Consider the following 14,438-nt stretch of genomic DNA (forward strand, 5'->3'; position numbering starts at 1 on the left):
TCTTCGTTTATCCACACTCAGGACAAAGTTGGTGGGATTGCGGTCGTACCTATTGGCGAACTGACGAAAGAGGTCTAGCTTCAGGCGCTGTTGCTGTGACCAAAGAGGGGTGGGTGAACACATGCAGCGCGCACCACGTCACCGGTCGAGATCCAGGCGCGGAATGGCCGCGGCCCTGGTGGCCGGCACCATGGCGGCGTCTCTGCTCGGCGGTACCGCCGCCACGGCCAAGCCGTACCCGGAGCCGCCGTCGACAACGTTGTCCCTTCCGTCGCCGCCCGGCGGCGAGAATGTCAAGGTCCTTGTCTTCCACGCCTCGGCCACCGAGGAGTCGCCGGTCGTCAACGCCGGTATCGAGGCGATCGAGGCGATCGGTCTCTCCGGACCCGCGGCCGGACGCTTCAAGACCGAGGCCACGGACGACGGTTCGGTCTTCACGAACGCCACGAGGCTCGGCAAGTTCAACGCGGTCGTCTTCCTCACGGGCGGCGGCGATGTGCTCGATCCCGAGCAGGAGGCGGGCCTCGAAGCCTATGTGGAGGCCGGCGGCGGCTTCCTCGGTATCCATGACGCGGCCCGTACGGAGCCGTATTCCGACTGGTTCACCGGGCTGATCGGAGCGCGTCCCGCGACCAGCCCCACCACCGTCCAGCGCGCGACGGTCGAGGTCGGCGACCGCGTCAACCCGGCCACCAAGAGTCTGCCGCTGGAGTGGAAGCGGCCGGACAAGTGGCTCAACTGGGCCACCAACCCGACCGGCAAGGTGCATACGGTCGCCCGCGTCAGGGAGGCCAGCTACAAGCCCGGCACGGGTGCCAACGGCACCGACCACCCGATCTCCTGGTGCCGTGACTACGACGGCGGCCGGTCCTTCTACACCGGCATGGGCGGCACGGCCGACTCGTACGCCGAAACCGACTTCCGCGCCCATCTGCGCGGCGCGCTCCAGTGGACCACCCGTATCTCCCCCGCCGACTGCAAGGCGACGATCGACTCCAACTACAAGGCGGAGCGCGTCACTCAGCCGAACCAGGCGGGCCAGCAGGACCAGATCGGCGAGCCGCACGGCATGGTCGTGGCGCCCGACGGCCGTGTTCTGTACATCGGCCGCGGCGGTGGCGACAACAGCGCCCCCGTGGTGACCGACTGGGCCGACCCGAACATCGGCAAGGGTCTGGGCCAGATCCATGTCTATGACCCGAAGACGAAGAAGGTGACGCTCGCGGGCGCGCTGACGATCTTCGGCAACAAGGGCGGCGGCGACGAGCTGATCAAGGTCGAGGAGGGGCTGCTCGGTATCGAGCTGGACCCCGCCTTCGAGACCAACGGCTTCGTGTATCTGCACTACACCCCGCACTCCCAGCTCAACCGTGACACCCGGATGGCGGAACGCCGCGTCTCCCGCTTCAAGCTGGACCTGGCGACCAACAAGCTGGACCTCGCCTCCGAGAAGGTCCTGCTGAAGTGGCCGGTGCAGGTGAACAGCTGCTGCCACGCCGGCGGCGGCATGGCCTGGGACTCGAAGGGCAACCTCTACATCGCGACCGGCGACAACAACTCGTCCGGATTCAGCGACGGTTACTCGGGCAACAACCCGCAGCCGAACTACAAGGGTGTCTCCTTCGCGGACGCGCGCCGCACCGCGGGCAACACCAACAACCTGAACGGCAAGATCCTCCGTATCCACCCGGAGTCCGACGGCACGTACACCCTGCCCGAGGGGAACCTCTTCACGGGCAAGGAGGAGGCCGAGGGCGGCGGCAAGACCCGCGGCGAGATCTATGTGATGGGCGTGCGCAACCCGGCGCGTATCTCCATCGACAAGAAGACCGACACTCTGTACGCGGGCTGGGTCGGCCCGGACGCCGGTTCGCCGTCCACCGTCTGGGGCCCGGCGAAGTACGACACCTTCGCCGCGATCACCAAGGCGGGCAACCACGGCTGGCCGTTCTGCATGGGCAACAACCAGCCCTACCGGGACCGTAATCTGCCCGACCCGACCAAGCCGCTCGGCTGGTACAACTGTGCCGCGCCGAAGAACGAGTCGCCCAACAACGACGGCCTGGTGAACCTGCCTCCCGTCACGGGCAACACCATCTGGTACTCGCCCCAGGGCGGTGCCCCGGACTACCCGCGCGACGCCAACGGCGTGCCCAGCTACAAGGCGGACGAGGCCAAGTACCTCCTGCCGTGGCTCAAGGGCGGCGGCCAGGCCACCATGAACGGCCCGCTCTACCGGTACGACGCGCAGAGCGCCAGCACCGAGAAGTGGCCGGAGTACTGGGACGGCAAGTGGTTCGTGGGTGACTTCTACGACGCCGCGGACAGCCCGCGCCACGCGGTGGTGACGGACCCGAAGACCGTCGGCAAGGGCGGTCTGCCCGTCACCGCGGAGTCGCTGAAGAAGATCATTCCGGTCGGTCAGGGCGGTATCCGCAACCTGATGGACTGGAAGTTCGCCCCGGACGGCTCGCTCTATGTCCTCGACTACGGGCGGGGCTTCTTCACCTCGGACAACCAGTCCGCGCTGTGGCGCGTGACGTACAAGGGCGGCGCGGCGACACCGGCCGCCGACAACCTGGTCAGGAAGGCGGCGCAGTGAGACACCGATCTCTCCTGAGGCACCGGCCTCTACGCCTGTGGACGGCCCTGGTGGGCGCGTTCCTGATGGTGCTCGGGCTGACCTCGACGGCGGCGTACGGGCGTACCGACGACCGCACGGACGGCGGGAAGGCGGCCGCGGCCCAGGTGCTGACCTGGACGGCCGGCGACCCCATCGACAAGTACCTGTCCTTCCCGACCACCGCGCTGGCCGGGCCGACCACGATCGTCTTCGAGAACAGCACGGCCACCGGCAACACCACCGGGATGCCGCACACGCTGACCTTCGACGTGTCGGATCCCGAGTACAACAACGACGTCCAGCTGAACATCCTAGCCAACCCCGGTGACGCCAACGGCGGCAAGTACACCGCCGAGGTCAACCTGACGCCGGGCAAGTACCGCTTCCACTGCTCCATCCCGGGGCACGGTCAGATGACCGGGGTGCTCACCGTGACCGAGGTCGGTCCCGGGGACACCACGGCTCCCGAGACCGCCGCCAAGGTGGAGGGGCAGCAGAACGCCGACGGCGCGTACGTCGGTTCCGCGACCGTCTCGGTGACGGCGACCGACGCCGGCTCCGGGGTGGCGACGACCGAGTACGCGGTCGGCGCCGACGGGCCGTGGCAGCCGTACACCGCGCCGGTGGTGATCGACCAGGTCGGTGACCACACGATCAGATACCGGGCCACCGACCAGTCGGGGAACGTGGCGGCGGAGAAGTCCGTCTCCTTCAAGGTCGTCGTCCCGCCGACCGACGACACGGCCCCGCCGGAGACCTCGGCGACCGTGAGCGGCGAGAAGGACGAGGCGGGCAACTATCTGACGATGGCCACGGTCACCGTCACCGCCTCGGACACCGGCTCGGGCGTGAACACCATCGAGTACGCGCTCGGGGCGGACGGCGCCTGGCAGCGGTACACCGCGCCGGTGATGGTGCACGAGACCGGTACCCACAAGGTCCGCTACCGCGCGACCGACAAGGCGGGCAACGCGGCGGCCGAGAAGTCCGTCGACTTCACCGTCGTGGAGGCGCCGGCGCAGGACACCACCGCGCCGGTGACCGGGGCGGTCGTGACCGGTGACAAGAACTCCAACGGCGCGTTCATCACCAGCGCCAAGGTGACCGTCACCGCGACCGACGCGGACTCCGGGGTGGACAAGGTCGAGTACTCCCTCGACGGCGGCCCGTATCTCGCGTACACGACGCCCGTGATCGTCGACCAGGTCGGCTACCACGTCCTCGCGTACCGGGCGACCGACAAGGCGGGCAACACCGCGCAGGCCCAGCAGGTGTCGTTCACCATCGCGCAGGGCGGCGGCGTTCCGGCGCCCAACTGCCCCGAGTTCGACGAGCGGTTGACGGTCATCGTCGGTGCGGTCGACACGGGTGTGCCGAACCGGCTGACCCGTAGCCGGTGCACGATCAACGAGCTGATCGAGGACGAGAAGGACTGGAGCTCGCAGGCGCTCTTCCTCAAGCACGTCGACTCGGTGCTGGACAAGCTGCTGGCCGACAACGTCATCGACCAGCGCGAGTTCAACAAGATCACCAAGGCCGCCAAGCAGTCCAAGATCGGCAAGCCCGGACAGACCGAGGGCTACCGCGATCTCTTCGACGGCACGGCGGCGTCCCTCGCCAAGTGGGAGCAGGTCGGCGGCGGTAAGTTCGCGCTCTCCGGCGACGGTGCCATCACCAGCAGCACCACGGTCGAGGGCATGGGCATGCTGTGGTTCCCGGAGCGCAAGTACGGCGACTTCTCGCTGAAGCTCCAGTTCCGCGACGACGCCCCGGGCAACGGCAACGCCAACGGCGGTGTCTTCGTCCGCTTCCCGAATGTCCATGACCACCCGGAGGAGTCCCGGCCGGAGTGGGTCGCCATCAACTACGGCCACGAGATCCAGATCCTCGACAGGCCCGACGGCGACATGTACAAAACCGGCTCGGTCTACGGCTTCGACCGCGTGGGTCTGGGCGGCGCGGGAGTCACACCGAAGGGCACCTGGAACGACTACGAGATCCGCGTGGTCGACCAGCACTTCACGATCCTGCGCAACGGTGTCGTGATCAATGAGTTCGACAACGTGGGCGGGCAGACCTTCTACCCGGAGCGTGGCGGAGACCCCGGCACGGACGGCCGGCGGTACGCCACCGGTTATGTCGGGCTCCAGGTCCACGGCACCACGGACGTGATCTCGTACCGCAACATCCGCATCCAGGAGCTGTAGGCCGCGGAACCATCACCATGGATGTGCCCCCTCTCCGGCGAGAGGGGGCACATCCGCGTCTACGGTTCCTCTTTCCTGGCCCGGCTCGGCTGGACCCGCTTCGGCTCCCCCGGCATCTTCGGGTAGTCCGGCGGGTACGGCATGTCCCCGAGACCGTGGTCGCGTTCGTACCGGTCGGCCAGCTCCAGCAGCCCTTCCAGGCTGTCCGGCCGGTCGGCCATCTCGGCGTGCAGATCGCCCACTTCGGTGAAGCGCACGGGCATCGTCGCCAGATCGAAGTCGCGCGGGGCGACGTCGTCCAGCTCGGCCCAGCGCAGCGGCGCGGAGACCGGGGCGTGCGGCTTGGGGCGTACGGAGTAGGCGGACGCGATGGTGCGGTCGCGGGCGGTCTGGTTGTAGTCGACGAAGATCCGCCGGCCGCGCTCCTCCTTCCACCACGCGGTGGTCACCCGGCCCGGCATCCGCCGTTCCAGTTCATGACCGATGGTGATGGCGCACCGGCGCACCTCGGTGAAGGTCCAGCGCGGCTCGATCGGTACGAACACATGGAGGCCGCGTCCGCCGGAGGTCTTGGGCCAGCCGTGCAGCCCCTGCTCGTCCAGGAACGCGTGGAGTTCGTGGGCCGCCGCGACCGCGTCCTTGAAGTCCGTGCCGGGCTGCGGGTCGAGGTCGATGCGCAGCTCGTCGGGGTGGTCGGTGCGGCCCTTGCGCACCGGCCAGGGGTGGAAGGTGAGACAGCCGAGGTTCGCCGCCCAGAGGACGGCGGCGACCTCCGTCGGGCAGATCTCGTCGGCCGACCGGCCGCTGGGGAAGTCGATACGGGCGGTGGGGATCCAGTCGGGCAGGTTCTTGGGGGCGCGCTTCTGGAAGAAGGACTCGCCGTCGACTCCCTCGGGGAAGCGTTCCAGGGTGGTGGGCCGGTCGCGCAGGGCGCGCAGGATGCCCGGCCCGACGGCGAGGAAGTACCGCGCGACATCCAGCTTGGTGAAACCGCGCTCGGGAAAGTAGATCTTGTCAGGGCTGGACAGCCGTACGGCCCTGCCGCCCGCTTCCAGCTCCACCGCTGCACCCATGTGCGCCACGGTAGGCCGGGCCCGCGCGGAGCGCATATCGGGCGGAGGCCGCTGTTCCCGAGCACAATCGGGGCATGGATCTGCCGGTGATGCCTCCCGTGAAACCCATGCTCGCCAAGTCCGTGGCGCGTATCCCGCCGGGGATGCAGTACGAGGCCAAGTGGGACGGCTTCCGGGCGATCGTCCACCGGGACGGCGACGAGGTGGTGATCGGCAGCAGGACCGGGAAGCCGCTGACGCGGTACTTCCCCGAGCTGGTCACGGCCCTGCGCGCCGAGCTGCCCGGACGCTGTGTGGTGGACGGCGAGATCGTGATCGTCCATGAGGACCGGCTGGACTTCGACCGGCTGACCGAACGCATCCATCCGGCGAAGTCCCGGGTGGACCTGCTCGCCGAGCGGACCCCGGCGAGCTTCGTGATCTTCGATCTGCTGGCCCTCGGGGACACCTCGCTGCTCGCCATCGCCCAGGCGCGGCGCAGGGAGGCGCTGGAGGCCGCCTTCGCGGCGCTGCGTCCGCCGGTGTATCTGGCGCCCGCAACGAGCGATATCGAGGTGGCCCGGGAGTGGTTCGAGCGGTACGAGGGCGCCGGTCTCGACGGGGTGATCGCCAAACCCCTCGATCTGCCGTACCGGCCCGACACCCGGTCCATGTACAAGATCAAGCACGAGCGGACGGCGGACGTGGTCGTCGCCGGATACCGCCATCACAAGAGCGGTCCCGTGGTGGGCTCGCTGCTCCTGGGGCTGTACGACTCCGCGGGCGCGCTCCAGCATGTCGGGGTGTGCGCGGCATTCCCGATGAAGCGCCGGGCGGAGCTGGTCGAGGAACTGGCGCCGCTGCGCATGGAGTCGGCGGAGGGCCATCCGTGGGCCGCGTGGGCGGAGGAGTCCGCGCACGAGAGCGCCCGGCTGCCGGGCGCGCCGAGCCGCTGGTCCGGTACGAAGGATCTGTCCTGGCTTCCGCTGCGGCCGGAGCGGGTGTGCGAGGTCGCGTACGACCATATGGAGGGCGACCGGTTCCGGCACACGGCGCAGTTCCGCCGCTGGCGGCCCGACCGTACGCCGGCGAGCTGTACCTACGCGCAGCTGGAGGAGCCCGTGCGGTACGACCTGGCGGAGGTGCTGCGGGCGCCCGGCCACTGAGCGCACGGGCGCGGTCGGCCGTACGAGCGCCGCGATCTTACGGACCTGTGACGCCCCGGCGCGTGACCGCGCGTGGCGGCCGGGCGGCGCATAGCGTCCCCGGCATGCGTGTACTCGTCACCGGAGGCGCGGGCTTCATCGGCTCGCACATCGTCTCCGCCCTCGGCTCCTTCGGCCATCAGCCCGTCGTCCTGGACGCCCTGCTGCCCTCGGCGCACCCCGTCCCACCGTCGCGTCCACCGGAGGCGGAGTGGATCCAGGCCGACGTACGGGACGGGACGGCCCTCGCCGGTGCCCTGCGTGGTGTGGACGCGGTGTGCCACCAGGCCGCGATGGTCGGGCTCGGCAAGGACTTCGCGGACGCCCCCGCGTATGTGAGCTGCAACGATCTGGGCACGTCCGTACTGCTCGCGGCCATGGCGGAGGCGGGTGTCCGGGATCTGGTGCTGGCCGGGTCGATGGTCGTCTACGGCGAGGGCCGCTACGACTGCCCCCGGCACGGCCGAGTCGCGCCGGGTCCGCGGAACGTGGCGGACCTGGACGCCGGGCGCTTCGAACCCGGCTGCCCTTCCTGCGGCGCGGAGTTGACGCCGGGGCTGATCGGCGAGGACGCGGCCACGGATCCGCGCAATGTGTACGCGGCGACGAAGCTGGCCCAGGAGCACCTGGCGGCGGCCTGGGCGCGGGCCACCGGCGGCCGGGCCGTCTCGCTGCGCTACCACAATGTGTACGGGCCGGGGATGCCGCGCGACACCCCGTACGCGGGGGTCGCCTCGTTCTTCCGCTCCTCGCTCGCGCGGGGCGAGGCGCCGCGGGTCTTCGAGGACGGCGGGCAGCGCCGGGACTTCGTCCATGTACGGGACGTGGCGGCGGCGAACGCGCTGGCGCTGAGTGCCGTACGGATCCGGGAGCCCGGCACGCTCAGCGCATTCAACACGGGCAGCGGGGAGCCGCACACGGTCGGCGAGATGGCCGGGGCACTGGCGGCGGCGCACGGCGGCCCCGGGCCGGTGGTCACCGGGGAGTACCGGCTCGGCGACGTCCGGCACATCACGGCGTCGTCGGAGCGGCTCAGGGCGGAGCTGGGCTGGCGGCCGTCGGTCGGATTCGCCGAGGGCATGGCGGAGTTCGCCGCGGCGGGCCAGCGGGCGGCCGCGGTCCGCTGACCGCCGTGTACGCACGGCCCGGCGCGGTACGGCGCCCCGGGCCGGTCCCTTGGCGACCCGGTGCGGTCCCGGCGGTCCCCGTGCGGTCCCGGCGGTCCCGGCGCGGTCCGCGCGGAGCGTTGTGACCCGAACGGCCCGGGGCCGGTCGCCGCCCCGTGGATGTCCGTGTTTCGTAAGGCCTCACATCCCTTTTGTCGGTTCCCGAATTCATACGGTGATGGACGTGACCCCCTCCGAACCCACGACGGTTGACGTCGTACTCCCCTGCCTCGACGAGGCCCTCGCCCTCCCCTGGGTGCTTGAGCACATGCCGGACGGCTGGCGCGCGATCGTCGTCGACAACGGCTCGGCCGACGGCTCGGCGGAGATCGCCGCCGGTCTGGGCGCGACGGTGGTGCACGAACCGCGGCGCGGCTTCGGGGCCGCCTGTCACGCCGGGCTGCTCGCGGCCGAGGCGGAGTTCGTCTGCTTCTGCGACTGCGACGCCTCCCTCGACCCCGGCCTGCTCCCCGCCTTCGTGGCGGAGATCGCGGCGGGCCGGGCCGATCTGGTGCTGGGCCGCCGCCGGCCGCAGACAGGCGGAGCCTGGCCCGCCCACGCGCGGGCCGGGAATCTGGCGCTGTCCCGGATGCTGCGCCGCAGAACGGGTCTGCGGCTGCGGGACCTCGGCCCCCTGCGCGCGGCGCGCCGCGAGGCGCTGCTCGGACTCGGTCTCACGGACCGCCGCAGCGGCTACCCGCTCCAGATGGTCGTACGGGCGTCCGACGCGGGCTGGCGGGTGATGGAACGTGACGTGCCGTATCTGCCGCGCACCGGCAGGTCGAAGGTGACCGGCACATGGCGCGGCACCTGGCAGGCGGTGCACGACATGCGCGGGGTGCTGGCGGAGCCGCCGGCCGGACGGGCGACGGACGGACCGCGCGCCGGGCGCGGCGGGACGAGCCGGGCGGGTGTCCGATGACGACTCTCCTCGTGCTGGCGAAGGCGCCCGTGGCCGGGCGCGTCAAGACGCGGCTCACACCCCCCTTCCGGCCGGAGGAGGCCGCCCTGCTCGCGGAGGCGGCGCTGTGCGACACGCTCGCGGCGGTCCTGGCCGCGCCCGTACGACGGCGGCTGCTCGTCCTGGACGGTGTTCCGGGAGGCTGGCTGCCAGCCGGGATCGAGGTCATACCGCAGTCGGGCGGCGGCCTGGACGAGCGGCTGGCCGCCGCCTTCGGACTCTGTACGGGGCCCGCCCTGCTCGTCGGGATGGACACCCCGCAGCTCACCCCGCAGCTGCTGGCCCCCGCGCTCGCGGCCGACGCGTGGCAGGGCTGTGACGCGTGGTTCGGGCCCGCTCTGGACGGCGGGTTCTGGGCGCTCGGCCTCGCCGCGCCGGATCCCGCGCTGCTGCTGGGCGTACCGATGTCGGTGCCCGAGACCGGGGCCGTACAGCGCGCGCGGCTGCAGGACGCGGGACTCTCCGTACGGGATCTGCCGCCGCTGCGCGATGTCGACACCGCGCGGGACGCCACGCTGGTCGCCGCCGAGGCACCGGACAGCCGGTTCGCGGCGGCTCTCGGCCGGCTCGCCGGGGCCGGGGCGCGATGACCACCGCCGAGACCACCGCCCAGTCCCACACTCCGCCCCACAGCCATGCCCACGCCCCGGGCCCGGTCCGGCCGTCCGCGGCGGGTGCCCTGCGGCAGCGCCGTACGGCTCCCTGGCAGGCGGACCCGTACACCGACGCGCTGCGCACCGGCCGCGGGCCGCTCTTCCTGCGCCGCGCCGACGGCTGGCTGCTGCCGCTGGACGTGGAGCGCTGGTGCGCGGAGCCCGACAGCGCGGATCTGACGGTGCTCGAACGCTGCCGGGGCACCGTGCTCGACATCGGCTGCGGCCCCGGCAGGCTCGTGGCGGCGCTGGCGTCACGGGGCCGTCCCTCCCTGGGCATCGACATCAGTCCGGCGGCCGTGGCGCACGCCGTGCGCGCGGGCGGCAGCGCGCTGGTGCGGTCGGTGTTCGATCCGCTGCCGCGCGAGGGCGGCTGGCACACCGCGCTGCTCATGGACGGCAACATCGGTATCGGCGGGGACCCGTTGGCGCTGCTCTCCCGGCTCGCGGGGGTGGTCGGCAGGGCCGGTTCGCTGATCGTCGAGACGGCCGCGGCCGGGATGGACGCCGAGCTGGACGAGCGCGTGCGGGTACGGGTCGACAACGGCAACGGCGCCCCGGGCGAGGCGTTCTCGTGGGCCCGGGTCGGCTCCCGCGCGCTCATACGGCACGCCCGCGCCACGGGCTGGGTCCCGGCCGAGCAGTGGACGGCGGCGGGCCGCCGCTTCGTCACACTGCAACGTCCGGACCATGGCGCCGCGCACACGGCGCACACCCCTTAGGCCGTTCCCAGGTCGGCGCTCGGGCGTTCCCGACCGGCGCTCGGACTCACCGGCGCGACGCGTGCCGGGATCTCGCCCGGCAGTGGCCGCCGCTCCGGCTCAGACCTGATCCACGTACACCCAGGCGCCGTCGTGGCGCGCGAACCGGCTGCGTTCCTCCAGGACATCCGGACCGCCCGGCCGGGTGAAATGGGCCCGGAAGGTGACCGTGCCCGTGGTGTGGAACGGGCTGCCGTCGGTCGTGTCGAGGATCTCCAGGCCGGTCCACCGCGTCGCGGGATCCAGATCGACGGCCGGCGGGCGGGTCGCCGGGTCCCAGGAGCGGAGCAGATACGCCGCGTCGAGGACGGCGAAGGCGCTGTAGCGGGAGCGCATCAGCAGTTCGGCGGTGGGCGCGGTGGCGGGGCCGGCGTGGAACCGTCCGCAGCACGCGCCGTACGTGGCGTCCAGCCCGCAGGGGCAGGGCGAGTCGGCGGTGACGGCGGACCTGCCCGATCGGCTGGGGCGGGCGGGGCGGCTGGGGCGAGCGGGGCGTCGGGCCATGCGTCCATTCTCGCCGCCCGATCCCGCGCGCCTCACACAGGGCCGTCTCCCCCGGGGCTCTCCCCCGGGGCCGAATCCCCCGAACCGAATCCCCCGGAGCCGTCTCCGCCGGTCACCGCCGGGTCATCGCTGCCCGCGGTGTCCGAGCCGTGCCGAGAGCGCGCCCGCGCCCTTCACGGCGAGCCGGGCGAGCTCCTCCTCGCGCGCGTCGCTCCACCGGATCATCGGTACGGAGATGGACAGGGCCGCGACGACCCGGCCGGCGCTGTCCCGCACCGGCGCCGCCACACAGCTCACATCGGGGTTGGACTCGCGGTGCTCGACGGCGACGCCGCGCTCCCTGATCCCCGCCAGCTCCGCCCGCAGCGCCTCCGGATCGGTGATGCTGGCGGGCGTCATCGCGGTGAACTCGTGCCCGGCGATACGGTTCTCCAGCTCGGCGCCGGGCAGTGAGGCGAGCAGCATCTTGCCGACCGAGGTACAGTGGGCGGGCAGCCGGCGGCCGGCCGCCGAGACCATCCTGACCGCGTGTGTGGAGTCCACCTTCGCGATGTAGATGACGTCGGTCTCCTCCAGGATCGCGACATGCACGGTCTCGTCGCACGTCTCGGCGATCTCACGGGCGACCTGCCCGCCCTCGGCGGCGAGATCGAGCTGTTCCGCGTACCGGCTGCCGAGTTGGTAGGAGCGCACACCGAGCCGGTAGCGGCCGGGCTGCCCCGGGACGGCCGCCAGATACGAGCGGGCCGCGAGCGTGGTGAGCAGTTCGTGCACGGTGGTGCGCGGCAGTTGGAGTCTCCTGATGACATCGGGCGCGGAGAGCGTGCCGTCACCCTCCAGGAACAGTTCGAGTATGTCCAGGGCCCGCGTCACCGCGGGGACCAGACGTCCCACGATCGCTCACCCACCCCTCTTGTTCGGCACGTCGGCCACCGGCCGGAATCACGAACAAAGGCTAACCGTCGCACGCCCCATTGACACCCTCGGAGTGCCTGAATACCGTCACGCCACGATTTCGAACGGGTGACGAAATACCGAACAGACGAGGGGCAACTGCCGTGCGCATCACGGGAATCAGCACACACGTGGTCGGTACGCCCTGGCGTAACCTCACGTATGTCCTCGTTCATACGGACGAAGGGCTCACCGGGGTCGGCGAGACCCGGATGCTCGGCAGGACGGACGCGCTGCTCGGCTATCTGCGCGAGGCCGAGGCCAACCACGTCCAGGGCTCGGACCCGTTCGCCGTCGAGGATCTCGTACGGCGGATGAAGTACGGCGACTACGGGCGGGCCGGCGAGATCGTGATGTCGGGCATCGCGGTCGTGGAGATGGCCTGCTGGGACATCAAGGGCAAGGCGCTGGGCGTGCCGGTGTGGCAGTTGCTCGGCGGCAAGGTCACCGACCGGGTCAAGGCGTACGCCAATGGCTGGTACACCACGGAACGGACCCCCGAGGCGTACCACGAGGCGGCCGGCGCGGTGATCGCGCGCGGCTACCGGGCCCTGAAGATCGACCCGTTCGGCACCGGCCACTTCGAGCTGGACCGTGCGGCGTCGAACGAGGCGGTGGCGCTGATCGAGGCGGTACGGGACGCGATCGGGCCCGACGCGGAGCTGATGCTGGAGATGCACGGCCGGTTCAGCCCGTCGACCGCCGTACGGCTGGCGCGCGAGATGGCGCCGTACGCCCCGGCCTGGCTGGAGGAGCCGGTGCCGCCGGAGAATCTCACGGCGCTGGGGAAGGTCGCGGCGAAGGTCGATCTGCCGATCGCGACCGGTGAACGGATCCATGACCGGATCGAGTTCCGTGAGCTGTTCGCGTCGCAGGCCGCCGACATCATCCAGCCGGACGTGGGGCACATCGGCGGCATCCTGGAGGCCCGGAAGCTGGCCGCGACCGCCGAGACGCACTACACACTGATCGCACCGCACAATGTCGGCGGTTCGGTGCTGACCGCCGCGAGTCTTCAACTGGCCGCCTGCACACCGAACTTCAAGATCCTCGAACACTTCAATGACTTCGCGGACGCGGAGATCAAGAAGGTCGTCACCGGCGCTCCGGAGGTCGATCCCGGGACGGGGTGCTTCGAGGTGTCGCACGCGCCGGGCCTCGGGGTCGAGTTCGATGTGGCGGCGGCGGCCGAATTCCCGCAGCAGCACGCGCGGTTCGACCTGTGGGCCGAGGGCTGGGAGAAGCGCGACCCGAAGGCGCCCCGGTGAGCGGCCCCGCGGAGACCGGCTCCCCGGAGACCGGCCGGGCGATCGTCGTCGACCGGCCCGGCGTCCACCGGCTGGTGAGCGGTCCTGTGCCCGTCCCCGGGCCCGGCGAGGTCCGGGTACGGGTCGCCGCCGCCGGAATCTGCATGAGCGACCGCGAGGTGTACGACGGCCATCGCGACGCGGCCTATGTGCGCTATCCGGTGACGCCCGGTCATGAATGGTCGGGGACGGTCGACGCGGTGGGCGAGGGCATCGACACGCGGCTGACCGGCCGCGCGACGGTCGCCGAGGGGTTCCGGTACTGCGCGACCTGCGCGCGGTGCCGGACCGGTGAGACCTCGCTGTGCGCCGCCGGCTACGACGAGACGGGCTTCACCGTTCCCGGCGCGTTCGCCGACCATGTCGTGGTGCCCGCGCGGCTGTTGCATCCGCTCGCCGATGACGCGGACCTGCGGGCCGCCGCCCTGCTCGAACCGGCCGCCGTCGTGGCCGCCGCGGTGCGGGCCGGCCGCCCGGAGCCGGGTGAGCGGATCGCGGTCGTGGGCGCGGGCACGCTCGGGCTGCTCGCCGTACAACTGCTCGCCGCCTCCTCCCCCGCCGAGCTGGCGGTGATCGAACCGCGGACCGAACGGTGGCTTCCGGCAACGGAGTTCGGGGCGACGCTGACCGGGACCCCCGAGGACGCGAAGGAACTGCGCGGCCGGTACGACCTGGTGGTGGAGACCGCCGGGGCACCGTCCACAGCGGCCTCGTCCTGTGCGCTGGCCCGGCGCGGCGGCCGGGTGGTGCTCACCGGGATGTTCGCTCCCGGCGCGGCCGGGATCGATCCCGTACCGCTGACGCTGAATCAGCTGACGGTACGGAGCGTCTTCGGCGCGCCGTCCGCCGCCTGGGCCTTCGCCGTACGGGCGTTCACCGCCGGGCTGCTGGCCCCGGCTCCGCTGATCACCCACGAATTCCCGCTGGAGCGGTACGGCGAGGCCGTGTCCCTGGTCGGCGGCGGCGCTCCCGGCACCGGGAAGGTGCTGCTGCGCCCCTGACCCGGATCCGTACGACAACGCGCACCACTGAACCGGAGGACTCG

Annotated in this window: 12 protein-coding genes; 9 read left to right on the forward strand and 3 right to left on the reverse strand. The window is 71.5% G+C overall.

Annotation, left to right across the window (positions count from 1 at the left end):
* Positions 1–121 precede the first annotated feature (121 nt).
* Both ACIOGX_RS04745 and ACIOGX_RS04750 read left to right on the forward strand, forming a co-directional pair.
* Positions 122–2,602, forward strand: a complete 2,481-nt coding sequence (locus ACIOGX_RS04745) for a ThuA domain-containing protein (RefSeq protein WP_401759895.1) — start codon at positions 122–124, stop codon at positions 2,600–2,602.
* Complete coding sequence (locus tag ACIOGX_RS04750; RefSeq protein WP_356510894.1) at positions 2,599–4,830, forward strand: OmpL47-type beta-barrel domain-containing protein; 2,232 nt, start codon at positions 2,599–2,601, stop codon at positions 4,828–4,830. Before ACIOGX_RS04745 ends, ACIOGX_RS04750 begins: the two co-directional genes overlap by 4 nt.
* A gap of 59 nt (positions 4,831–4,889) precedes the next feature.
* On the opposite strand, the gene ligD is transcribed toward ACIOGX_RS04750, so the two are convergent.
* Entirely contained in the window at positions 4,890–5,903 is a 1,014-nt protein-coding gene (ligD, locus tag ACIOGX_RS04755) for a non-homologous end-joining DNA ligase (RefSeq protein ID WP_356510896.1), read from the reverse strand.
* 74 nt (positions 5,904–5,977) lie between these two features.
* On the opposite strand from ligD, the gene ACIOGX_RS04760 reads away from it, so the two are divergent.
* The 5 genes from ACIOGX_RS04760 (at position 5,978) to ACIOGX_RS04780 (ending at position 10,589) form a co-directional block, all read left to right on the forward strand.
* Positions 5,978–7,048 carry an ATP-dependent DNA ligase gene (locus tag ACIOGX_RS04760; protein WP_401910289.1) on the forward strand — a complete coding sequence of 357 codons (1,071 nt, stop codon included), beginning with the start codon at positions 5,978–5,980 and terminating at the stop codon, positions 7,046–7,048.
* Positions 7,049–7,152: 104 nt separating this feature from the next.
* A complete protein-coding gene (locus ACIOGX_RS04765) occupies positions 7,153–8,214 on the forward strand; it encodes an NAD-dependent epimerase/dehydratase family protein (protein ID WP_401759902.1) in 1,062 nt (353 codons plus the stop codon).
* 217 nt (positions 8,215–8,431) lie between these two features.
* Positions 8,432–9,175 (forward strand): glycosyltransferase family 2 protein, encoded by a 744-nt coding sequence (locus tag ACIOGX_RS04770; RefSeq protein ID WP_401910293.1) that lies wholly within the window; start codon positions 8,432–8,434, stop codon positions 9,173–9,175.
* Positions 9,172–9,804, forward strand: a complete 633-nt coding sequence (locus ACIOGX_RS04775) for a DUF2064 domain-containing protein (RefSeq protein WP_401910295.1) — start codon at positions 9,172–9,174, stop codon at positions 9,802–9,804. Before ACIOGX_RS04770 ends, ACIOGX_RS04775 begins: the two co-directional genes overlap by 4 nt.
* A complete protein-coding gene (locus ACIOGX_RS04780; protein WP_401759908.1) occupies positions 9,801–10,589 on the forward strand; it encodes a class I SAM-dependent methyltransferase in 789 nt (262 codons plus the stop codon). Before ACIOGX_RS04775 ends, ACIOGX_RS04780 begins: the two co-directional genes overlap by 4 nt.
* 99 nt (positions 10,590–10,688) lie before the next feature.
* Here ACIOGX_RS04780 and ACIOGX_RS04785 read toward each other — a convergent pair whose 3' ends face one another.
* Positions 10,689–11,132 carry a YchJ family protein gene (locus tag ACIOGX_RS04785; RefSeq protein WP_356510908.1) on the reverse strand — a complete coding sequence of 148 codons (444 nt, stop codon included), beginning with the start codon at positions 11,130–11,132 and terminating at the stop codon, positions 10,689–10,691.
* 123 nt (positions 11,133–11,255) lie between these two features.
* Positions 11,256–12,026 carry an IclR family transcriptional regulator gene (locus ACIOGX_RS04790; RefSeq protein WP_356510910.1) on the reverse strand — a complete coding sequence of 257 codons (771 nt, stop codon included), beginning with the start codon at positions 12,024–12,026 and terminating at the stop codon, positions 11,256–11,258.
* Between the two features lie 164 nt (positions 12,027–12,190).
* On the opposite strand from ACIOGX_RS04790, the gene ACIOGX_RS04795 reads away from it, so the two are divergent.
* A complete protein-coding gene (locus ACIOGX_RS04795) occupies positions 12,191–13,354 on the forward strand; it encodes a mandelate racemase/muconate lactonizing enzyme family protein (RefSeq protein ID WP_401759912.1) in 1,164 nt (387 codons plus the stop codon).
* Entirely contained in the window at positions 13,351–14,394 is a 1,044-nt protein-coding gene (locus tag ACIOGX_RS04800) for a zinc-binding dehydrogenase (RefSeq protein WP_401910299.1), read from the forward strand. The genes ACIOGX_RS04795 and ACIOGX_RS04800 overlap by 4 nt, the downstream gene beginning before the upstream one ends.
* The last annotated feature ends 44 nt before the right edge of the window (positions 14,395–14,438 follow it).

Source organism: Streptomyces sp. NPDC088147, from assembly GCF_044741565.1.
Taxonomy (GTDB): Bacteria; Actinomycetota; Actinomycetes; order Streptomycetales; family Streptomycetaceae; genus Streptomyces.

Excerpts from the sequence above, each read along its gene's own strand:
- ACIOGX_RS04745 (WP_401759895.1), top strand. The coding sequence starts at position 122 with ATGCAGCGCGCACCACGTCACCGGTCGAGATCCAGGCGCGGAATGGCC.
- ACIOGX_RS04780 (WP_401759908.1), top strand. The coding sequence starts at position 9,801 with ATGACCACCGCCGAGACCACCGCCCAGTCCCACACTCCGCCCCACAGC.
- ACIOGX_RS04760 (WP_401910289.1), top strand. The coding sequence starts at position 5,978 with ATGGATCTGCCGGTGATGCCTCCCGTGAAACCCATGCTCGCCAAGTCC.
- ACIOGX_RS04775 (WP_401910295.1), top strand. The coding sequence starts at position 9,172 with ATGACGACTCTCCTCGTGCTGGCGAAGGCGCCCGTGGCCGGGCGCGTC.
- ACIOGX_RS04785 (WP_356510908.1), bottom strand. The coding sequence starts at position 11,132 with ATGGCCCGACGCCCCGCTCGCCCCAGCCGCCCCGCCCGCCCCAGCCGA.
- ACIOGX_RS04770 (WP_401910293.1), top strand. The coding sequence starts at position 8,432 with ATGGACGTGACCCCCTCCGAACCCACGACGGTTGACGTCGTACTCCCC.
- ligD (WP_356510896.1), bottom strand. The coding sequence starts at position 5,903 with ATGGGTGCAGCGGTGGAGCTGGAAGCGGGCGGCAGGGCCGTACGGCTG.
- ACIOGX_RS04765 (WP_401759902.1), top strand. The coding sequence starts at position 7,153 with ATGCGTGTACTCGTCACCGGAGGCGCGGGCTTCATCGGCTCGCACATC.